20 protein-coding genes and 1 riboswitch are annotated in these 19,597 nt (G+C 72.7%); of the genes, 3 read left to right on the top strand and 17 right to left on the bottom strand.

Annotated features, from left to right (window positions below; translation table 11 throughout):
• Positions 1-33: 33 nt before the first annotated feature.
• The gene (locus Mam01_RS23460; protein ID WP_204287368.1) at positions 34-486 is read right to left on the bottom strand and encodes a hypothetical protein; all 453 of its coding nucleotides are present in this window, start codon (positions 484-486) and stop codon (positions 34-36) included.
• Between the two features lie 124 nt (positions 487-610).
• Between Mam01_RS23460 and Mam01_RS23465 the strand changes: the two genes are divergently transcribed.
• Both Mam01_RS23465 and Mam01_RS23470 read left to right on the top strand, forming a co-directional pair.
• Positions 611-1,210 (top strand): TetR/AcrR family transcriptional regulator C-terminal domain-containing protein, encoded by a 600-nt coding sequence (locus tag Mam01_RS23465; RefSeq protein ID WP_307820106.1) that lies wholly within the window; start codon positions 611-613, stop codon positions 1,208-1,210.
• Positions 1,211-1,507: 297 nt separating this feature from the next.
• A complete protein-coding gene (locus Mam01_RS23470) occupies positions 1,508-1,708 on the top strand; it encodes a DUF5999 family protein (protein WP_111698608.1) in 201 nt (66 codons plus the stop codon).
• Here the strand turns inward: Mam01_RS23470 and Mam01_RS23475 are convergent.
• Positions 1,695-2,333, bottom strand: coding sequence for an alpha/beta hydrolase family protein (locus Mam01_RS23475; protein WP_150934233.1), 639 nt, complete (start codon positions 2,331-2,333; stop codon positions 1,695-1,697). The two genes, Mam01_RS23470 and Mam01_RS23475, sit on opposite strands and share 14 nt — an antisense overlap.
• 92 nt (positions 2,334-2,425) lie before the next feature.
• On the opposite strand from Mam01_RS23475, the gene Mam01_RS23480 reads away from it, so the two are divergent.
• Entirely contained in the window at positions 2,426-2,833 is a 408-nt protein-coding gene (locus Mam01_RS23480; RefSeq protein WP_204287369.1) for a hypothetical protein, read from the top strand.
• Between the two features lie 18 nt (positions 2,834-2,851).
• Here the strand turns inward: Mam01_RS23480 and Mam01_RS23485 are convergent, their stop codons facing one another.
• The 15 genes from Mam01_RS23485 to Mam01_RS23555 form a co-directional block, all read right to left on the bottom strand.
• Entirely contained in the window at positions 2,852-3,388 is a 537-nt protein-coding gene (locus Mam01_RS23485; RefSeq protein WP_204287370.1) for a hypothetical protein, read from the bottom strand.
• A 92-nt stretch (positions 3,389-3,480) separates the two neighbouring features.
• Positions 3,481-6,306, bottom strand: a complete 2,826-nt coding sequence (gene gcvP, locus Mam01_RS23490) for an aminomethyl-transferring glycine dehydrogenase (protein ID WP_204287371.1) — start codon at positions 6,304-6,306, stop codon at positions 3,481-3,483.
• Between the two features lie 180 nt (positions 6,307-6,486).
• A riboswitch (glycine riboswitch) is annotated at positions 6,487-6,579 on the bottom strand.
• A 45-nt stretch (positions 6,580-6,624) separates the two neighbouring features.
• Positions 6,625-7,242 carry a MerR family transcriptional regulator gene (locus tag Mam01_RS23495; RefSeq protein WP_150934237.1) on the bottom strand — a complete coding sequence of 206 codons (618 nt, stop codon included), beginning with the start codon at positions 7,240-7,242 and terminating at the stop codon, positions 6,625-6,627.
• A gap of 155 nt (positions 7,243-7,397) precedes the next feature.
• Positions 7,398-7,868: a bifunctional nuclease family protein gene (locus tag Mam01_RS23500; RefSeq protein WP_111698626.1), complete on the bottom strand. Its 471-nt coding sequence runs from the start codon at positions 7,866-7,868 to the stop codon at positions 7,398-7,400.
• A 98-nt stretch (positions 7,869-7,966) separates the two neighbouring features.
• A complete protein-coding gene (gene ftsR, locus Mam01_RS23505) occupies positions 7,967-8,623 on the bottom strand; it encodes a transcriptional regulator FtsR (protein ID WP_204287373.1) in 657 nt (218 codons plus the stop codon).
• Positions 8,624-8,642: 19 nt separating this feature from the next.
• On the bottom strand, positions 8,643-9,146 hold the full coding sequence (locus Mam01_RS23510; protein WP_111698632.1) for an FHA domain-containing protein: 504 nt from the start codon (positions 9,144-9,146) through the stop codon (positions 8,643-8,645).
• 240 nt (positions 9,147-9,386) lie between these two features.
• The gene (locus Mam01_RS23515) at positions 9,387-11,891 is read right to left on the bottom strand and encodes a mannose-1-phosphate guanyltransferase (protein WP_204287374.1); all 2,505 of its coding nucleotides are present in this window, start codon (positions 11,889-11,891) and stop codon (positions 9,387-9,389) included.
• Between the two features lie 3 nt (positions 11,892-11,894).
• Positions 11,895-12,461 (bottom strand): cardiolipin synthase ClsA, encoded by a 567-nt coding sequence (clsA, locus tag Mam01_RS23520; protein WP_204287375.1) that lies wholly within the window; start codon positions 12,459-12,461, stop codon positions 11,895-11,897.
• A gap of 10 nt (positions 12,462-12,471) precedes the next feature.
• On the bottom strand, positions 12,472-14,646 hold the full coding sequence (locus tag Mam01_RS23525; protein ID WP_204287376.1) for a peptidase domain-containing ABC transporter: 2,175 nt from the start codon (positions 14,644-14,646) through the stop codon (positions 12,472-12,474).
• Positions 14,643-14,819, bottom strand: a complete 177-nt coding sequence (locus Mam01_RS23530) for a hypothetical protein (protein ID WP_204287377.1) — start codon at positions 14,817-14,819, stop codon at positions 14,643-14,645. The genes Mam01_RS23525 and Mam01_RS23530 overlap by 4 nt, the downstream gene beginning before the upstream one ends.
• A complete protein-coding gene (locus Mam01_RS23535; protein WP_204287378.1) occupies positions 14,816-15,787 on the bottom strand; it encodes a TIGR04500 family putative peptide maturation system protein in 972 nt (323 codons plus the stop codon). Before Mam01_RS23535 ends, Mam01_RS23530 begins: the two co-directional genes overlap by 4 nt.
• Complete coding sequence (locus tag Mam01_RS23540; protein ID WP_204287379.1) at positions 15,768-16,784, bottom strand: MvdC/MvdD family ATP grasp protein; 1,017 nt, start codon at positions 16,782-16,784, stop codon at positions 15,768-15,770. Before Mam01_RS23540 ends, Mam01_RS23535 begins: the two co-directional genes overlap by 20 nt.
• 96 nt (positions 16,785-16,880) lie before the next feature.
• Entirely contained in the window at positions 16,881-17,033 is a 153-nt protein-coding gene (locus Mam01_RS23545; RefSeq protein WP_204287380.1) for a hypothetical protein, read from the bottom strand.
• A 150-nt stretch (positions 17,034-17,183) separates the two neighbouring features.
• Positions 17,184-17,873, bottom strand: coding sequence for a response regulator (locus tag Mam01_RS23550; RefSeq protein ID WP_204287381.1), 690 nt, complete (start codon positions 17,871-17,873; stop codon positions 17,184-17,186).
• Positions 17,870-19,525: a sensor histidine kinase gene (locus Mam01_RS23555; protein WP_204287382.1), complete on the bottom strand. Its 1,656-nt coding sequence runs from the start codon at positions 19,523-19,525 to the stop codon at positions 17,870-17,872. The genes Mam01_RS23550 and Mam01_RS23555 overlap by 4 nt, the downstream gene beginning before the upstream one ends.
• Between the last annotated feature and the right edge of the window lie 72 nt (positions 19,526-19,597).

A 19,597-nucleotide genomic window follows, 5' to 3' on the forward strand; every position in this document is an offset into this window, starting at 1 on the left:
TGCGGGCCGTACGGCTGTCTCAGGAGCGGGCGGTCAGCCGCGGGCGGAGGCGAGGCCTCCGCGCACGTCGCGCGGGGTCAGCCGGGCGGGCTCGCCCGTACGGCCGGCGCGGGGCACCCGCGGGATGCCGCTGAGCCGGTGCGCCTCGCGCATCGTGCGCAGGCGGTTCACCTCGTCGGTCCACAGGGCGCCGTCGGGCGTCGCCCGTCCCTTGCGCCGGGCGATCCTGCTGTCGTAGGACTTCACCCCGAAGGTCGCGCGCTGTCCCGCCTCGGCGGCGCGCAGCGCCTCGGTCAGCGCGGTGTCCAGGCCCAGGGCCGCCTCGCGGAGCACGGGCAGCGGCGCCCCGGCCGCCTTCGCCTCCTGGAACCGCCGCTGCGCCACCCGGACCTTCTCCAGCACGTCGCCGAAGTTCCGCCGGATCTCCAGATCCGCGTGGTAGCGGACCTCCGCCTCCCGGCTCACCCGCGGACGGAAAAACGCCATCGTCAGCCCCTTAGGTATCCACCCTGTGCAGTCACGTCGTGCACTCGGTAGCGTACGCGGTCCACGCGAGGCCTCGCACCGCAGGGTGCGCCGCCCTTTACGAAGTAAGGAAAGCTGTGGCAGCATGATCGCCATGCCTGCCAAGCGACCACCCGTGCCGCTGTCCCGGGAACGGATCATCGACGCCGCCCTGCACATCGCCGACGGCCAGGGCCTGCGCCGGCTGACCATGCGCCGGCTGGGCGACGCCCTCCAGGTGGAGGCGATGGCGATCTACCATCACCTGCCCCGGGGCAAGGAGGCGCTGATGGACGCGCTCGCCGAGCACGTGACGACCGTACGCGTCGACCCCGCCGAGGCGCCGGGCTGGCAGGACAGGGCCCGCGCCTGGGCCAGGGCGAGCCGCGCCGCGCTGCTCGAACACCCCGGCGTGCTGTCGCTGGCCCTCACCAAGCCGCCGAAGGGCTCGGCCCTGATCGCGATCAGGGAGCAGACCGAGCAACTGGGCGAGGCCGGCGCGCGCGACCCGGAGGCGGCCGTACGGGCGCTGCGGGCGTACGTCTTCGGCAGCGTCGCGGTGGAGGTCCAGCGGTCGGGGTGGGCCGACCCGGACGCGACCGTGCGCGACGCGCGGACCGCCGAGGGCGAGCGCGACTTCGAGCACGGCCTCGACGCGCTGATCAGCGGACTAGGCGGACAACACGGCGGACGACACGGCGGCTGACACCGGAGCTGTGGCCTCCTGGTTACCGGATGGTCGGCGTGTCGAGGTTGGAGCGTTATCTCGAATGGGGCATTCTTGTGTACTAGGTCACATCAGTGTGTGTGAGGCCGCTCGGGGGGTGTGGTCGGGTCCCCAGCCCGACCGGCGGAAATGCCCCGAACGGACTATGTCATGCGGATGGGGCCGAACCGCAGACTGGAGTAGTCCGATGTGTCGTACGTCATACACGGCGCGGCGGACACCCGGCGGAACACACGAACGTAAGACGAACGATAAAGAACACGGGGAGCCCCGGCGATGTGCCCTCATGAACCGGCCTGTCCCACTGCGGACGCGAAGGACCGAGAAGCCGCCCGAACGGTAGCCTGCCACCCCGAGCAGGGCTGGAGCCTGCTCTGCAACGGCGTGGTGCTGTTCGAGGACACCGGGGAGCTGTTGCCGGACGGCGGCGTCATCGCTCCGCACCGCCCCACCGACATGGCGATCAGCGCGGCCTAGCGGAGTAGCAGGTCTCCTGCTCCAGCAGCCACGGGAGCAGCCACCGCGCCACCTCCTCGCCCACCCGGGCGGGGTTCTTCCGGAACTCGTGCCCCTCCCCCGGGAGGACCACGAGACGGGCGGCGTCCTTCTCGTCCGGCACGCCGAACGGATCCCGATCCCCGCTGACGACGAGCACAGGGGTCCCCGCCTGCCGAAGCTCCTCCGCCCGCGACCGCTCAGGTCTCCCCGGCGGGTGCAGCGGGAAGGCGAGCGCCACCACCGCCCCGGCCCCCGCCGCACGTGCCGTGCGGCAGGCGACCCGCGCGCCGTTGCTCCGCCCGCCCTGGACGAGCGGCAGGCCCGGGTGACGGGCCCGCAGCGCGGCGACGACGGCCAGCCACGCCTCGTCCTGTTTCACGGCCGATCCCGGCGCCCGGGCGCCGCGCAGCCGGAACGGCTGGACCACCCGCGCGACCGTCACCCCCGCCGGCAGCACGGCCTCCCGTACGGCGAGCAGGTCGGGGGCGTCCACCCCGCCGCCGGACCCGTGCGTCAGCACCAGCAGCAGCCGGGCGCCCGGGGCCTCGTCCACCTCCGCCAGCGCCGGACCGTGCGGAGTCTCGATCTCCACCGCGGTTCCCATGCGGCGACCGTATCGGCTCCGCCCCGGGCAGGAGGTGCGGACCCTCCGTGGGGAGGATGGCAGGCCCCGCGAATGTGGGCCAGAATGTCAGGGTGCCGGAGATCGCATCGCAACCGCCCGCCGCCGGGCAGGGCCACAGGCCGCCGCAGCAGGCGGGAACGCCGTCGACCCGGGAGGACCTGCGCGCCGTCATGGCGGCCCGCCGGGACCTCGGCCCGGAGTACGAGGACGCGCTGGTCGACTCGTTTCTCGACAAGCTCGACGTGGAGATCGCCGCGCGGGTCCGCAACGAGGTCGCCGCGCAGATCGGCCACCAGCCGATGCCCGGGAGGCGCCCGAAGGACAGCTCGGTGGGCGTGGCCCTGGGCTCGCTCGGCATCGGCATCCCGCTGACCGCGATCGCCGCGGGCGCCGCGAACGGGCCGGGGCTCCTGCTCGCCTGGGGCGGGATCGTCGCCGTCAACCTGGCGTACGCGCTGAGCCGCCGCACACACCGCTGACAGACAGGCCCCGGCCTGTCAGGCCTCGACGCTCTCCATGACCGGGCCGACGTCCCGGCCGAGGCGCAGCCGCACCTGCTCGGCGAGCGCCCGGTCGGGGTGGTCGAGGCCGTAGCGCCACACGGTCCCGGCATCCGCGTCGCGCCCCCGCAGGGGCAGCGTGCGGGCCAGCAGTTCGATCGCCAGCGCGCCGGTCTCGGCGTCCGGGCCCTCCCCGCGGCCCTCCTCCACCGCGCCGGCGAACTGGGCGCAGGCCATCTCCAGGTGCGCGATGCCGAGCAGCACGCGCAGACGCGCCCGGTCGGCCACCGCGGGCACCGACAGCGCCTCCAGCAGCACGTCGGCGGCCCGCTCCGGCTCCCCCTCGGCGAGCAGCCGCTCCGCCATCTCCTCCACGACGGCCGACAGGCCCGCCGCCGCCTCGGCGCGGTCGGGCGCCTGTTCGTCCGCGGCGAGCTCCGCGAAGATCGCCGCCGCCGCGTCGAGGTCGCCCGTCTCGGAGAGCCGGTGCGCCTGGTCGAGCCGGCCGGGCCGCCCGGGGTCGATGGCCGTCATGAGGTGGCCTCGCAGAGGTCGCAGGGACAGGAACCGTGCATCCGCGATCTTAACGAGCCCGGCCTCCGGGCGGGGCCGACATGCGCAACCGGTCAGTCCTCGTACGCCTCCAGGGGCGGGCAGGAGCAGACGAGGTTGCGGTCGCCGTACGCCTGGTCGATGCGGCGCACCGGCGGCCAGTACTTGTCGTCGCGCAGGCCGGGCACCGGGTAGGCCGCGACGGCCCGCGAGTAGGGGTGGGCCCAGTCGCCGGCGGTGAGGCACTCGGCCGTGTGCGGCGCGTTGCGCAGCGGGTTGTCGGCCTTGTCGTACTCGCCCGACGCCACCTTGGCGATCTCGCCCCGGATCGCGATCATCGCGTCGGCGAAGCGGTCGAGCTCGGCCAGGTCCTCGCTCTCGGTCGGCTCGATCATGAGCGTCCCGGCGACGGGGAACGACATCGTGGGCGCGTGGAAGCCGTAGTCGATCAGCCGCTTGGCCACGTCGTCGACGGTGACGCCGGTCTCCTTGGTGATCTGGCGCAGGTCGACGATGCACTCGTGCGCGACCAGGCCGTCCCGGCCGGTGTAGAGGACCGGGTAGTGCGGCGCGAGGCGCCGGGCCAGGTAGTTGGCCGACAGGATCGCCTGCTCGGTGGCCTGGCGGAGGCCGTCGCCGCCCATCATCCGGACGTACGCCCAGGAGATCGGCAGGATGCCCGCCGAGCCGTACGGCGCGGCCGACACGTGCGCGGGCAGGTGCTCCGCGAGGTGGGCCTTGACCGCGACCGGGCCGACGCCGGGCCCGCCGCCGCCGTGCGGGATGCAGAAGGTCTTGTGCAGGTTCAGGTGGGAGACGTCCGCCCCGAACTCGCCCAGCCGGGCCAGGCCGACCAGCGCGTTGAGGTTGGCCCCGTCCACGTAGACCTGTCCGCCGGCCTCGTGGACCCGCTCGCAGATCTCGACGATCGTCTCCTCGTACACGCCATGGGTGGACGGATACGTCACCATGATCGCGGCGAGCGAGTCGCGGTGCTTGCCGATCTTCGCGGCGAGGTCGGCGAGGTCGACGTTGCCGCTCTCGTCGCAGGCCACCACGACGACCCGCATGCCCGCCATGACGGCGCTGGCGGCGTTGGTGCCGTGGGCGGACGACGGGATGAGGCAGACGTCGCGGCCGTCCTCGCCCCGGGAGCGGTGGTAGGACCTGATCGCCAGCAGCCCGGCGAACTCGCCCTGCGAGCCGGCGTTCGGCTGGATCGACACCCGGTCGTAACCCGTGACCTCGGCCAGCCAGCCCTCCAGGGTCGCGATCAGCTCGGCGTACCCCTCGGCCTGCTCCGCCGGCGCGAACGGGTGGATCGCGGCGAACTCCGGCCAGGTGACCGGCTCCATCTCGGTGGTCGCGTTGAGCTTCATCGTGCAGGAGCCCAGCGGGATCATCGAGCGGTCGAGCGCGACGTCCCTGTCCTGCAGCCGCCGCAGGTAGCGCAGCATGGCCGTCTCGGAGCGGTGGGAGTGGAAGACCGGGTGGGCGAGGAAGCCGGAGGTCCGCTGCAGGCCCGCGGGGATCGCGTCGGAGGTCGCCCGGTCGAGGTCCTCGACCACGGTCCCCGGCACGCCGAACGCCTCCCAGACGGCCCGCAGGTGGGCGACGACGGTCTTCTCGTCGCAGGCCACCCCGACGTGGTCGGCGTCCGCCAGGCGGAGGTTGACGCCCCGCTCGGCGGCGGCGGCCACGACCCGCTCCGCCCGGCCCGGCACGCGGGCGAGCACGGTGTCGAAGAACTCGTCGTGGACGATCTCCACGCCCCCCTCGCGCAGCCCGGCGGCGAGGACGGCCGCGTGCCGGTGCGCCCGCTGGGCGATCCTCCGGAGGCCGTCGGGGCCGTGGTAGACGGCGTACATCGAGGCCATGACGGCGAGCAGGACCTGCGCGGTGCAGATGTTGCTGGTGGCCCTCTCCCGCCGGATGTGCTGCTCGCGGGTCTGCAGGGCCAGCCGGTAGGCCGTACGGCCGTCGGCGTCCACCGAGACGCCGACCAGGCGGCCCGGCATCTGCCGCTGCAGGCCCTCGCGGACCGCCATGTAGGCCGCGTGGGGGCCGCCGTAGCCCAGCGGGACGCCGAAGCGCTGGGAGGAGCCGACGGCGATGTCGGCGCCCTGCTCGCCCGGGGGCTCCAGCAGGGTCAGCGCCAGCAGGTCGGCCGACGCGACGAGCAGCGCGCCGGCGGCGTGCGCCCGCTCGGCCAGCGCCCGGAACGACGCCACGCGGCCGCTCGCGCCCGGATACTGGACGAGGACCCCGAAGCACTCGGGCAGGTCGCCCGCGAGGTCCGACTCCACCAGCGTGATGCCGAGCGGCTCCGCGCGGGTCGCCAGCACGGCCTTGGTCTGCGGCAGCGCGTCGGCGTCGACCACGAAGACGTCCGCCTTGACCTTGCTCGCGCGCCGCGCCAGCGTCATGGCCTCGGCCGCGGCGGTCGCCTCGTCCAGCAGGGACGCGCCCGCGACGTCGAGGCCGGTGAGGTCCGACACGACCGTCTGGAAGTTCAGCAGGGCCTCCAGCCGCCCCTGCGAGATCTCCGGCTGGTACGGCGTGTACGCGGTGTACCAGCCCGGGTTCTCCAGCACGTTGCGGAGGACGACCCCCGGAGTGATCGTGTCGTGGTACCCCAGGCCGATCATGGGGGTCAGCACCCGGTTGCGGGCGGCGATCGCGCGCAGATCGGCCAGCGCCTCGGCCTCCCCCGCCGCCTCGGGCAGGTTCAGCGGGGTCCGCGTGCGGATCGCCTCGGGCACGGCCACGGCGAGCAGGTCGGCCGTCGACTCGTAGCCGACGACCTCCAGCATCCGGGCGCGGTCGTCGTCGGAAGGACCGATGTGACGGGTCGCGAAAGGCGGGGCGGAAAGATCCTCAAGCGTCGAGCGGTCGGTCATGACAGGGGCCTCCTGGGCGGGTCGAGACCTGCGGCGACCGCCTCGCGCCCGTGGGCGCGACCGGCCGTGATGCGGTCTCCCCCTCTGTCATCGGACCTGAGAGCTTCACCGGGCCGCCGGGCCCGGCTTTCCCCTTCGGTGAGGCGCCGCCTGGCCGGCGGGCCTGCTTTTCAGAGTCGCCTCGTCCGTGCGGTACGGATGCCTGAGAGTTTCCGGGGAGGTTTGCTCCTTCGGCGCCCCTGCAACTTCAGGGGTCTCTCCCGCACGAGGTCGTCGGCCGTGTCCACTCTACCCGGTTACTTCCGTTGTACCCGTTTCTCAGCCGGTCTTGCGGGCCTTCCTGCGACGGGCCAGCTCGTCGGCGGGATGGTCCCCCTCCGCATCCGGGGAGGATTCCGCGCGCTCACCCGGCAGCTCGGCCAGGGAGCCCTCCACCTCCCGCCAGACCCGCCCGAGCGCGATGCCGAACACGCCCTGGCCGCCCTGCAGCAGGTCGATCACCTCGTCGGCGCTGGTGCACTCGTAGACGCTCACGCCGTCGCTCATCAGGGTGATCTGGGCCAGGTCGTTGACGCCGCGGTCGCGCAGGTGCCGTACGGCGGTGCGGATCTGCTGGAGGGAGACCCCCGTGTCGAGGAGACGTTTGACGACCTTCAGGACGAGGATGTCGCGGAAGCTGTAGAGTCGCTGCGAACCGGACCCCTGAGCTGCTCTTATGGTCGGGAGCACCAGTTCGGTCCGGGCCCAGTAGTCGAGCTGCCGGTAGGTGATCCCGGCCGCCGCGCACGCCGTCGGCCCGCGGTAACCGATGTTCTCGGGCAGCGCCGTCGGCTGCTCGTCGAACAGCAGACCCTGTTCACCGGCGCGCTCGCGTGCCGCCCGCCGAACCGGGTCGTGCTGGCCGGCCGACCTACCCTCGCCGCTGCTGACCGCCACTGCGGACCTCCGGCTTTCTCTCATCCCACGGTCTGATCTGGGGGTTCGCGAATTACAACCGTGGTTTCCCTTGCACCGTAGGACCGGGGCCACCGTCAGTCAACGACCCCGTCCGGCGCGTCGTGAAGCGTAATTTCCCGAAATCGTGCGGCACGTCAGCCCGCTCGCCCGAAGTCTTCCGGTGTGATTTTGTCCAGGAACTCGCGGAACTTCTCCACTTCGTCTTCCTGGTCGTCGGGCATGCTCACACCCGCCTCCTGGATGACGTCCTCACTCGCGTAGATCGTCGCCCCCGTACGCAACGCCAGTGCGATCGAGTCCGAAGGGCGGGCGCTCACCTCGACCCCGTTCGAGAACACCAGGTCGGCGAAGAAGATCCCGTCGCGGAGCGCGACGATGTTGACGGTGCGCAACCGCACCCCCAACGCCTCAAGCACATCGCGGAACAAGTCGTGGGTCAGCGGCCTCGGCGGGGGCTCCTCCGCCTGGGCCAGCGCGATGGCGGTCGCCTCGGTCATGCCAATCCAGATCGGCAGGTACCGATCACCGCTCGCCTCCTTCAGGAGAACGATCGGCTGGTTTGTGGGCATCTCAACGCGAACCCCCACGACCTCCATCTGCAACACGGGCGGCTCCGTCTCAAGCGTCGCGGCATATCACCAGGCATTCAACGTAACACCCGCCAGGGAGCGGATGTGCCGGTCACCGCCCCATCAGCCCACCTCTACTGGCCCAGAACGCCACGAACGCTGCTACGCAACAACGCATTGTGCAGTTCCTGGAGAAGACCGGACATCTCGCGGGCGGTCTCGTCGGCCTCCGCGATCGCTCCCGTCGCCTTCCGGCGCAGCACGGGCGCCACCGCCTGCTCGATCAGGCCGGCCTCCCGCTCCACCAGAGCCCGCACCGCCCGGAGGTGCCGCGCGCGCAGGCCGAACCGCGCCAGCGCCCCCACGCTGCGCGCGATCTCCAGCGCCTCGCCGTCGTAGCGGCGGGCGACCGGCGCGACCAGGCCGAAGCTCTCCATCTCGGCCAGGGTCTCCTCGTCGATGCCCGCGGCCTCGATGAGCTCGTCCCTGCTGAGACGCACCGCCGGCGGGCCGTCGGAGACGCTCTGCGGGCGTGCCACCTGCCCGTCCAGCTGATCCTTGATCACCCGGAGGGGCAGGTACTGGTCACGCTGCGCCCGCAGGATGTACCGCAGGCGCTCCACGTCGTTGTAGGTGAACTTGCGGTAGCCCGAAGGGCTCCGCTGGGGCTCGATGAGCCCTTCACCCTCCAGGAACCGGATCTTGGAGACGGTCACGTCGGGGAACTCGGCCTGCAGCTGGCCGAGCACCTCCCCGATACTCATGAACGCCCGTACGGCCTGTGCGCTCATGACTTCTCCTCCTCACCGATCACAGCCCTCCAGGACCACGCGTGAGGAACACCAGCCGGAACTTGCCGATCTGCACCTCGTCGCCGCCCTGCAACGGGGACTCCTCGATGCGTTCCCGGTTGACGTAGGTGCCGTTCAGGCTGCCCACGTCGCGGACCGTGAACTGGCCGCCGCGGCGGTAGAACTCGACATGCCTCCTGGACACGGTTACATCGTCCAGGAAAATGTCGCTTTCCGGGTGGCGACCCGCCGTAGTGAGATCGCTGTCGAGCAGAAAACGGCTGCCCGCGTTCGGGCCGCGCATGACCACAAGGAGAGCCGTGCCGGGCGGCATCTGCTCGATCGCGGACCGGTCCGGAAGCAGCGTCTGGCCCGTCTCCGCCTCCAGCGCCTCCAGGGAGATCGTCGAGGTGGTGTCGGCTGCGACGGGCGCCGGAGCGCTCAGCGGCGAACCGCACCGTGAACAGAAACGGGCATCCTCGGGGTTGGCATGACCGCACTGCGTGCAGTAGACGCTGGGCATCGAACGGCTCGGCCTCTCTCACGACTCTCACGACTTGCTCGGGACTGGCTCAAACTGCGAATGCCGCAACTTACGCTGATCAGGCACAAAGGTCAAGAAGCCGCGGCTGGGCGTGGACTGACCAACGCTACAGCCCACAGAGGTTCAAGGTCCATCCCGACACATGCATCCCCCGCATCCCATCCTGATCACGAAAGAGGGAGCAGGGGTTCGGCAGGGGTCAGCAGGGGCCGGCACGGCTCAGCAGGAGCCGGCGGCCTGCTCGACCACGTGGGCCCAGCGTTCCAGGAGTGCCTGGGCGCCGTCCACGTCGTGGCCCTCGGCCCACAGGTGGGTGACGGCCTCGGCGGGGTCGGGCAGCACGAGCGCCCAGCTTCCGTCCTCCTCGACGACCCGGACGCCGTCGGTGGTGTCCAGGCGGTGGCCCTCGGCGGCCTCGACGACCGAGCGCATCACGGCCCCCTTGTGCGCCCACGGCGTCGGGACGGTCCGCTTCAGCAACCTGGCCTCCGGGATGCGGGCGTCGATCTGGCTGAGCGACAGCCGGGTGCGCGCGACCAGGCCGAGCAGGCGCAGGAACACGGCCAGGCCGTCCAGGGTCGGCCCGAACTCCGGGACGATGAAGCCGCCCCGCCCGTCGCCCGCGAAGATCGTGTCGGGGTGCCGGGCCGCCCGGGTCAGCGTGTCGAGGCTGGTGGCCGTCCAGTCGACCTGCACGCCGTGGAAGCGGCACACCATCTCCGCCACCCTGGTCGTGGTGACCGGCAGCGCCACCCGGCCGCCGCGCCGCTCGGCCGCGACCAGGTCGAGCACGACGAGCAGCGCCCGCTCCTCGCTGATGAGCTGGCCCATCTCGTCGACCAGGGACACCCGCTCCCCCACCGGGTCGAACCGTACGCCGAAGGCGGCCCGGGCGGAGGCGACCAGGTCCGCCAGGCGCTGCAGGTCGCGGCGCCGCTCGGCGAGGGTCTCGGTGGGCGAGGCGTCGTCGAGGCGGTTGTTCACGGTCAGCACGTCGACCCCGGCCCGGCCGAGCAGGCTGGGCAGCACCAGCGAGGACGTGCCCCCGGCGCAGTCGACCACGACCTTCATCTCGGCGTCCTTCACGCCGTACATGTCGACGCAGGCCAGCAGTTCCCTGGCGTAGGTGTCGACGGCCCTGGCGGGGAACGTCAGCTCGGCGATCTCGCCGGGGAAGGCCCGGCGGTACTCCTGCCGGGTGAAGACCCGCTCCAGCTTGCGCTGCGCCGCCTGCGACAGGTCCGAGCCGGTCTCGTCCATGAACACGATGTCCACGCTCTGCGGGTCGCCCGCGGTCGTGCGCAGGAAGATGCCGCCCCTGACGTTCTCGCGGGAGGTGTTGAACCGGGCCACCGGCAGGGCGGCGGCCTCCAGGTCGACGACGTTGATCGCGCTGGAGTTCAGCGCGCTGATCACCGCGCGCTTCAGCGCCCGCGCCGCACGTGAGGCGTCGCGGGCGGTGACCACCGTGTCGCCCTTCTTCAGGGTCGTGGCGTACGCGCTGGCGAGCCGTACGCACAGCTCGGGGGTGATCTCCACGTTGACCAGCCCGGAGACGCCCCGGGGGCCGAAGAGGCTGCGCTGGCCGCGCGACTCCCAGATCACGCTGGTGTTGACGACGGTGCCTGCCTCGATCGTCTTGAACGGGTAGATCTTGACCCCGGAGGAGACGTACGCCTCGGCCTCGATGACGCACTCGTCGCCGACGACGGCGTTCTCCTCGATCCGGGCGCCGGTCATGACGTCGGTGTTCTTGCCGATCACGCATCCGCGCAGGTGCGCGGCGGGGCCGACGTACACGTTGTCGCTGACCACCGCGCGGTGCAGGAAGGCGCCCTCCTTGACCACCGCGTTGCTGCCGAGCACGGTGTACTCCCGCAGCTCGGCTCCGGCCTCGACCTTGGCGTAGTCGCCGATGTAAAGGGGCCCCTTGAGCACCGCCTCGGGGTCGACGGAGGCGCCCTCGGCGGCCCACACGCCCGGAGCCAGCTCGAAGGCGTCGAAGTCGACCTTGACCTTGCCCTCCAGCACGTCGGCCTGCGCCTTGAGGTAGCTCTCGTGCGTGCCGACGTCCTCCCAGTAGCCCTCGGCGACGTAGCCGAACAGCCGGCAGCCCCGCTCCAGCAGGCGGGGGAAGATGTCGGACGACCAGTCGACCGGCTGGCCGGGGGCGATCTCGTCGAGGACCGACGGCTCCATGATGTACACGCCGGTGTTGACCGTGTCGGAGAACACCTGCCCCCAGGTCGGCTTCTCCAGGAAGCGCTGGATGCGGCCGTTCTCGTCGACGATGATGATCCCGAACTCCAGCGGGTTGGGCACGCGCTTGAGCCCGATCGTGACCAGCGCCCGGTTCTCCCGGTGGAAGCGGAGCATGTCGGTCAGGTCGATGTCGGTGAGCGCGTCACCGGAGATGACCAGGAACCGGTCCTCGCGGAGCTTGTCGGCGGCGTTCTTCACGCTGCCCGCCGTGCCGAGGGGGACGTCCTCCGTGGCGTAGTGGAGGGTCATGCCGAGCTCGTCGCCGTCGCCGAAGTAGTTGCGGATGAGCGCGGCGAGGAACTGCACGGTCACCACGACCTCGGTGTAGCCGTGCCGTCTGAGCAGCCGCAGCACGTGCTCCATGATCGGCCGGTTGATGATGGGCAGCAGGGGCTTGGGCTGGTTGGCGGTCATCGGCCGCAGCCGTGTCCCCTCCCCGCCCGCCATGACGACGGCCTTCACGGGTCACCCCTTCGTTAGCTGGCGCACCTGTACGACATACAACACCCCCGCCCACCAATACAGACCAGTTCCCCAGATGGCGAAGGCCCATCCGAAGATCGCGGCAATCTCGGCGTACCAGCCGTCATGGGAGGCGAGGAACAGCAGCGGGAACGCGTACATGAGGGCGGCGGTGCCCGCCTTGCCGAGGAAGTGGACGGGCAGGGCGGGGCCGTATCCGTGCCGCCGCAGGACCGGCGGCATCCACAGCAGCAGGATGTCGCGCAGCGGCACCGCGAGCGCCAGCCACCAGGGGATGACGCCCCGCAGGACCAGGCCGACAAGCGTGGCGAGGATGTAGAGCCGGTCGGCGAGCGGGTCGATGAGGCGGCCGAGCCTGCTGGTCTGGTTCCACGCGCGGGCGAGCTTGCCGTCGAGCCAGTCGCTGAAGCCCGCGAGCATCAGCAGCGCGACGGCCCATCCGTCGGCCCGGGGGCCCAGCACGAGCCAGAGGAAGACGGGGACGCCGAGCAGCCGCAGGGCGCTCAGCAGGTTGGGAACCGTCCAGATCCGGTCCTCGGCAGCGTTCACGCCCCAGACCCTACATGCCGGTATCCCGGCCGTTCCGCGGAGCGGCGGCCCCGGCGGGGGCCGTCTGCGCGGCGACGAGCCGGGTGTAGCGCCCGCCCAGGGCCAGCAGCTCCTCGTGGGTGCCCCGCTCCACCACCGTGCCCCGCTCGACGACCAGGATCAGGTCGGCGTCCCGCACCGTGCTCAGCCGGTGCGCGATCACGATGCGGGTCTGCGTCAGGCGGGACAGCCGCGCCTCGATGCCGGCCTCGGTCGCGCTGTCCAGGTTGCTGGTCGCCTCGTCGAGCAGCAGCACCGTGGGGCGGGGCAGCAGCGCGCGGGCCAGGGCGAGGCGCTGGCGCTGCCCGCCCGACAGGCCGCCGCCCTCGACCAGGATCGTCTCGTAGCCCATCGGCATCGCCATGATCTCGTCGTGCAGGCCCGCGATCCGGGCCGCCTCGGCGATCCGGTCCAGGCCGGCCTCGGGGAGATTGAGCGCGATGTTCTCCCGGATCGTCCCGGTGAACAGCGACGGCTCCTGGGTGACCACACCGAACTGGCGGCGCAGCGACCGCGGGTTGAGCTCGGCCGCGGGAACGCCGTCGTACCGGATCTCCCCGGCCGTCGGCCGGTACAGGGCGAGCAGGAGGCGGGCGAGCGTGCTCTTGCCCGACCCCGAGGGACCGACCAGCGCGACCTTCTGCCCCGGCCGCACGACCAGTGAGACGTCGCGCAGCGTCCACGCGCCGCGCGGGTCGTGGCGGAAACCCACCCCGCGCAGCTCGATGCCGCCGCGCAGCCGCAGCACCTCGATCCCCGTGGACGGCTCGGGCTCGGCGGCGAGGATGTCCGACAGCCGGTCGAAGTGCGCCCCGGCCTGCTGAAGGCTGCGCAGGCTGGTCATCAGCGAGCCGATCGGGGTGAGCGCGGCGGTGGCCAGGGCGTTCAGCGCGAGCAGCGTCCCGAGGCTCAGCGACCCGTCGAGCACCCGCCACGCGCCGACCCACAGGAGCCCCAGCGGCGCGAGATGGCGCACCGCCCCGAGCGCCGCCTCGATGAGCCCCCGGACGAGCCCTCCCCGCACGTCGGCGTCGAGTTGCCGGGCGAACAGGTCCGACCAGCGCCGCATCGCCCGCGGCTCGGCCCCGGACGCCTTGAGCGTCTCGATGCCGCCGACGGCCTCCATCAGGCGGCCCTGCGTGTCGGCGAGAGCGGCCAGCTCGCGCCTGGTCAGCTCGCCCACCCGGCGGGCGGTGCCGAGCAGGAGGGCGGCCTGCCCCGCGGCGAGCAGCGCGAGGAAGGCGCCGAAGACCGGGTCCCAGGCGAAGACGAGCAGCAGGTAGACGAGGGCGAGCGGCCCGTCGAGCAACGACGAGAGGATCTGCCCGGTCAGCGTCTCGCGCAGGGCCATGACGCTGTTCGATCGGTTCACCAGGTCCGCCTTGCCGCGCACCGCGAAGTACCGGTACGGCAGTGCGACGAGGTGCGACACCAGATTCCGCGTCACCTCGCCGTCGGTGCGCGAACGGAGCGCGACGAGCAGCACCGAACGCAGGTAGCCCACCGCGAACTGGGTGACCACGGCGACCAGCACGGCCACGCCGAGGAGCGCGAGGAGCCCGGAGTCCCCGCGTGGGAGGATCCGGTCGACGACGACCTGGAACGCCGTCGCGAGCCCCAGGCCGAGCACCTGGAGCAGCACCGACGCCGCGAGCACCTGGGCGAGCAGGCCCTTCCTGCGGAGCACCAGGGCGCGCAGGAAGTCGCGCCGCCACGCCCGCGCGGCGCCGGACCGCACGCGGCGGAACCCCGGCTCCGGCTCGAACGCCAGCAGCACGCCGGTGAACCCGGCGTCGAACTCAGCGGGCGTGAGCCGCCTGCGTCCCTGGCCGGGGTCCATGATGTCCACGTGATCGGGGGTCCACCGCTCCACCACCACGAAGTGCTGGAACTCCCAGTGGACGATCGCGGGCATGGGCACCCGCCCGAGGTCGGCCGGCTCCAGCGAGAACGCCCTGGCCTTCAGGCCGAACTCCCGCGCGGCGCGGACGACGGCCAGCGCGCTCAGGCCGTCCCTGCCTACCTGGAGGTGGTCGGTGACCTCTTGGATGGTGGTGCGGTGGCCGTGGAAGGACAGGATCACGGCCAGGCAGGCCGCGCCGCACTCGGTCGCCGAGTTCTGCAGCAGGACCGGGACCCGTCTCACCCGCCACCCCTCAGGACCAGAGCGGTGAGAACGGCCAGCCCCGAGGCGAGCACCGCGACCGCGCACCAGAGCAGGACGAGCGCACGGTCGCCGACCTCTTTCACAGCGGCCGGGGCGGACGGCGGGGCGGCATGGCGGCGCAGCGCCTCGGCGCGGAAGATCTGCCCGTTCACCGCGTGCCGGTCCGCGCCGTGGTTCCCCAGAACCATTCGATCTTCGCGGCCCGGCGGCGTTCGTCGATCCACAGGTCGAAGACCCGCCGTTCGACGCGGCGGCGCGTGTCCGCGTCGAGCTCGGCGCCGGCCACGGAGATCACCTCGAGCAGGACGTCCGGGGCGGGCGAGACGACGTCGCCGGGGCGGGCGGTGCCGATCTCGGCCGCGGGCACGTCCTCGACGACCAGCCGGGCGCCGCGCGTTCGCTCCGCCAGTGCGAAGAAGCCTGCTCCGGCGTCGATCTCGGCCGCCGCCCGCCGGGCCGCCTCGGAGCCGGGGAAGGTGAGCCGGGCGACCCGGGCCGTGCCGAACTCCTCCCGGTGCTCCTCGAAGTACGGCTCGACCCGTCCGGCCGTCACCCGCTCGCGGACGCGGGCGACGGCCACCTCCCCCGCGACCAGCTCCCGGAGATCCACCGGGGTGAGGGAGCGGCGGTCCATCCACTCGCGCGTCCGTTCCACGGTGAGCAGCCCCCGGGCGCGCCGGAACGCGTCCACCGCCTCCTGGATCTCGTGGTCGGAGAGCTCGACCGGCGCCTCCTCCAGCTCCGCCTGGACGAGGGCGGCGGCGACGATCCGGTCCACCAGCCGGGCCTCGTCCCACAGGAAGTCGAGCCGGGCGACCGCGTCGACCACCTTGACCCCGACTCCGTCGATCCGCAGCAGCAGCGTCTCGCCGGCTCGCTGCACGCCCCGCAGGGGCCAGGGCAGTGCGCGGTCGGGGCACCAGGACAGCGACACGGTCCCCTCCCCCGGCCGTCTGATCAGAAGGTCGTAGTGGAGCGAGTCGTCGTAGTCCTCCCGCTGCCACAGCAGCCGGAAGCGCACGCCGGGATGGCGCTCCCGCAACTCCCGCAGGCGCTCCCGGGCCTCGGACGGCTCGGCGCCGTCCAGGCCGCGGAGGGTTTCAAGGGCGTCGGGCAGCATGTGCGGTCTCCTCTCGGACCGTGCCGTACATCAACAGGTCACACAACGCCGCGCCGATCGGCAGGCCGGTGGCCTTCTCGATCCAGAGCCACTGGCCACTGGGGTTGACTTCGAGGAAGACGTAGCGCCCGTCGGGGGTGAGGATGAGATCGATCGCTCCGTAGCGCAGGCCGAGCCGCCGCACGATCCGCACGCAGCGCCCGGCCACCTCCGGCGGCAGCTCGTGCACCTCATGGCGGGTGCCGCCCGGGTCGTAACGGCGCCAGTCGAGCCTCGTGTGGTTGCTCTCCTGGGAGTGGATCTCCGCCGCGAAGACGGCCCGCCCCACGACGGTCACCCGGAGTTCGACCCGCTTGGGCACGTATTCCTGGGTGACGACCGGGCCGAACCTGATCGCGTCCGCGTACGTCACGTCCCGGGTGGACACCGGTTCCGACATCCGGGCCACGCCCTCCCCGTCCGCGCGGGACGTCGCGGGAACGCCCACGGGCTTGGTGATGACGCGGCCCCGGTGCCGGTTGTAGAAGTCCAGGAACTCGTCGGGGTCGTTGGTGATCAGCGTGTCCGGCAGCTCGAATCCGAGACGACCGGCCAGGACCAGCTGTGACGACTTGCGCTGGGCCAGCCTCACCCGTTCCCTGGGCGCGGGGACCATGCGGCAGTCGAGCTGCTCCCACAGGTCCCCGGCGAACACCGCGCACTCCTGCTCGATGTACGCGCGTGCCACCGGGTCGGCGATCTCGGGATGCGCGACGGGAGCCTGGGGACGGCGGAACCACAACGCCGTCAGATGATCGAGATCGACGTCCGCCGTCTCCGTGCGCAGCCGCCGCCGCACCCGCCCGTCACGGTGGTAGACCGCGTCGAGCACCGCGCGGACCGGATAGCCGGCCGGGTCGAAGACGACCGGTTCCGCCCCCCGCGCGGCCAGCAGACGGGCCACGTGCTCCGCATGGGAGTCTCCGTCGATCGTGAGGATGAGTATTTCACCGGACATCTCTCGCCCTTTCTGGGGCTGTCTTCCTGATCGGGCTTCCCGATCGGGCGCGGGGCGCCGGAAGGGCGCCCCGCGCGCTCACTCGGAAGCGGTCGCTCAGAAGTCGAGGTCCTTGGCGTCGACGGTGCCGTCCGGGGTCATGACCTGGCTCGACCACTCGAACTTCCGGCCGCCGTTGACGAGGCGGAGGTCTCCCTCGTCGAGCTCCGGCCCGGCCGCCGCGATGTCGTCGATTCTGATCCTGTCCATGATGATCCCTCCCGCCGTCCGGGGACGGCGCGTTCTCCGGTGTGACGGCGCCCGATCGGGCGCCGGACACGAACGCTAGGAGGGCCTTCTCGACACCCGCTTCTCACGGCCTTGGGAGCGGCTAAACAACCGCTTGGGGCCGGGCCCTTCCTACACGCCGGCGTCCCGGCCGTTCCGTGGAGGCGTCACAGGGGTGAAGGCGGCGTCCACCAACCCGAAGCGGTGCGCCATCACCGCCGCCTGCGTGCGGTTGCGCAGGTCCAGCTTCTCGATCAGCGCTGCGACGTGGCTCTTCACGGTCGTGACGCCCACGTGCAGCCGCCCGGCGATCTCCGCGTTGGACAGGCCCACGCCGATCAGCGTCAGCACCTGCGCCTCGCGCTCGGTCAGGGCCGCGGGCGGCGGCAGCGTCTGCCGTTCGGCGGCCAGGGCCCGCTCGACGACCCGCCGCAGCACCGACGGGGCGAGCGGGGGCTCTCCCGCCGCGGCCCGCCGCACGGCCTCGACCATGTGGGCGGGCGGGTCGTCCTTGACCAGGAACCCGAGCGCGCCCGCGCCCAGCGCGGCGTAGAGGTTCTCGTCCTCGGCGAACGTGGTGAGCACGACGATCCGGGCGGACGGCCGGGCGGCGAGGATCCTGCGGGTGGCCTCCAGCCCGTCCACGCGCGGCATGCGCAGGTCCATCAGCACGACGTCGGGACGGTGCCGCTCGTCCAGCCGTACGGCCTCGGCGCCGTCGGCGGCCTCGCCGCACACCTCCATGTCCCCGGCCGCCTCCAGCATCATGCGGACGCCGGCCCGTACGAGGGCCTGGTCGTCGGCGACGACGACGCGGATCACGCGAGTCTCCCCCTCATGTGGCAGTCGGGCGGGCTCTCGCACGCGCCCTCGGGCGGGATGGGCAGCGAGGCGGTCAGCCGCCACCCGCCGTCCCCGGCCGGGCCGGCGGTGACGCGCCCCCCGAAGGCGCGGGCCCGTTCCCGCATGCCGGCGATGCCCTGGCCGTGGGACGGCAGCGCCTCCGGCGGGCGGGCCGGGCCCGGGCCGTTGCGCACCTCCACCACCAGCGCGCCCTCGCGCGTCCGCACGCCGACCTCGGCGCGGGCGCCGGGCCCCGCGTGTTTCAGCACGTTGGTGAGCCCCTCCTGGACGATCCTGGCCGCCGCCGCGCGCAGCACCAGCGGGGCCAGGCCCGCCTCGGGCGACTGCCGCAGGTCCACGTGCAGGCCCGCCGCCGACATCCGCGCCACCGCGTCCCGCAGCACGTCGCCGGGGTCGGCGAGCATGTCCGCGAGCGGGAGGTCGTCGCGCAGCGCCTCGGCGGGATCGCGCAGCACGGTGAGCAGGCCGCGCAGGTCCTCCAGGACGCGGTGCCCGGTCTCCCGGATGTCGGCCAGCGCCTCGGCGGCCGGGCCGTCCGCCCCGGCGTACTGGGCCGCGCTCGCCCGCAGGACCATCGCCCCGACGTGGTGGGCCACGATGTCGTGGACCTCGCGGGCGATCCGCTCCCGCTCGGCCAGCCGCCCGGCCCTGGCCCGCTCGGCGGCCAGTTCGGCCGCGTGCCGGGCCTGCGCCTGCCGCGCGCCGACGTACCGGCCGATCGCCACCGGTGCGGTCACCATCGTCATCAGCGCCACGACCCGGAACGGGGTGACGTCGGCGGGGTCGTCCACGGTCACGAGGGCGGAGACCGAGCAGGTCAGCGCGTACGCCGCGGCGAGCCACGGCCAGGCGGCGCGGGTCGCGAACACGCCGAGGGCCACGAGAGCGAGCAGTTGCAGGCTGTTGCCGGTCCTCGGGACGTACTGGTCGGCGGTGACCAGCGTCAGGCTCTCCAGCAGCAGGACCGCGCCGGGCAGGTGCCGCACGACGCCCAGCGCGAGCCCCGCGAGCATCACCCCGAGCGCGACCGCCCACACCGGGGGCACCCCGCTGTGCCAGTAGGGCCAGGTGGTGAGCACCGCCAGTGCCACCCCGCCGCCGGCGAGGAGGAGGTCGAGCAGCGGGGCCGGGTCCTCCCGGCGCCGCCCCGCCTGCGTGCGGAGATAGCCGCCGATCAGCACCGGGGCGGCGATCAGGCCGGCCGAGTAGAACCAGGTGTTCGCGGTGAGCGCGATGCCGGGGTCGGCGAGGTTCACGGCCGTCGCGGCGACGGCGAGCACGGCCACCGGCGCCGTCCAGCGCCAGGAGTGCCCCCGGGCCAGCACGCCGACGGCGATGGGCAGCAGGATCTGGACGGTGTTGACGGTGAACGCGCCGACCTGGTCGCAGGCCACCAGCAGCGCGGCCAGGTAGACGGCCACCGGGCCGGGCCATCGGCGCACCAGCCCCATCGGCAGCCCGGCCAGCAGCGCGAGCCCCAGCCCCACCCACACCGGGGCCGGGCCGTTGCCGCCCGTCCAGGATCCCGCGCTGACCAGCACGTCGAGGCCGGTCCCGCTCACCGCGAGGAAGACGTCGAGAACCGGGCCACGTGAGAAGGGCCGCCGCATGGGGGAACGCTACCGAACTCCCGGGGTGGCGGCCCTCCTCCGGCCGGAGGACCACGCCTCCTCCTTCTGGCC

It is taken from the genome of Microbispora amethystogenes, assembly GCF_016863015.1.
Taxonomy (GTDB): domain Bacteria; phylum Actinomycetota; class Actinomycetes; order Streptosporangiales; family Streptosporangiaceae; genus Microbispora; species Microbispora amethystogenes.

Bases quoted from the DNA above. Each gene is read 5' to 3' on its own strand.
- Mam01_RS23555 (WP_204287382.1), bottom strand. From the start codon at position 19,525: ATGCGGCGGCCCTTCTCACGTGGCCCGGTTCTCGACGTCTTCCTCGCG.
- Mam01_RS23545 (WP_204287380.1), bottom strand. From the start codon at position 17,033: ATGGACAGGATCAGAATCGACGACATCGCGGCGGCCGGGCCGGAGCTC.
- Mam01_RS23510 (WP_111698632.1), bottom strand. From the start codon at position 9,146: ATGCCCAGCGTCTACTGCACGCAGTGCGGTCATGCCAACCCCGAGGAT.
- Mam01_RS23460 (WP_204287368.1), bottom strand. From the start codon at position 486: ATGGCGTTTTTCCGTCCGCGGGTGAGCCGGGAGGCGGAGGTCCGCTAC.
- Mam01_RS23470 (WP_111698608.1), top strand. From the start codon at position 1,508: ATGTGCCCTCATGAACCGGCCTGTCCCACTGCGGACGCGAAGGACCGA.
- ftsR (WP_204287373.1), bottom strand. From the start codon at position 8,623: ATGAGCGCACAGGCCGTACGGGCGTTCATGAGTATCGGGGAGGTGCTC.
- Mam01_RS23485 (WP_204287370.1), bottom strand. From the start codon at position 3,388: ATGACGGCCATCGACCCCGGGCGGCCCGGCCGGCTCGACCAGGCGCAC.
- gcvP (WP_204287371.1), bottom strand. From the start codon at position 6,306: ATGACCGACCGCTCGACGCTTGAGGATCTTTCCGCCCCGCCTTTCGCG.
- Mam01_RS23475 (WP_150934233.1), bottom strand. From the start codon at position 2,333: ATGGGAACCGCGGTGGAGATCGAGACTCCGCACGGTCCGGCGCTGGCG.
- Mam01_RS23540 (WP_204287379.1), bottom strand. From the start codon at position 16,784: ATGTCCGGTGAAATACTCATCCTCACGATCGACGGAGACTCCCATGCG.
- Mam01_RS23465 (WP_307820106.1), top strand. From the start codon at position 611: ATGATCGCCATGCCTGCCAAGCGACCACCCGTGCCGCTGTCCCGGGAA.
- Mam01_RS23535 (WP_204287378.1), bottom strand. From the start codon at position 15,787: ATGCTGCCCGACGCCCTTGAAACCCTCCGCGGCCTGGACGGCGCCGAG.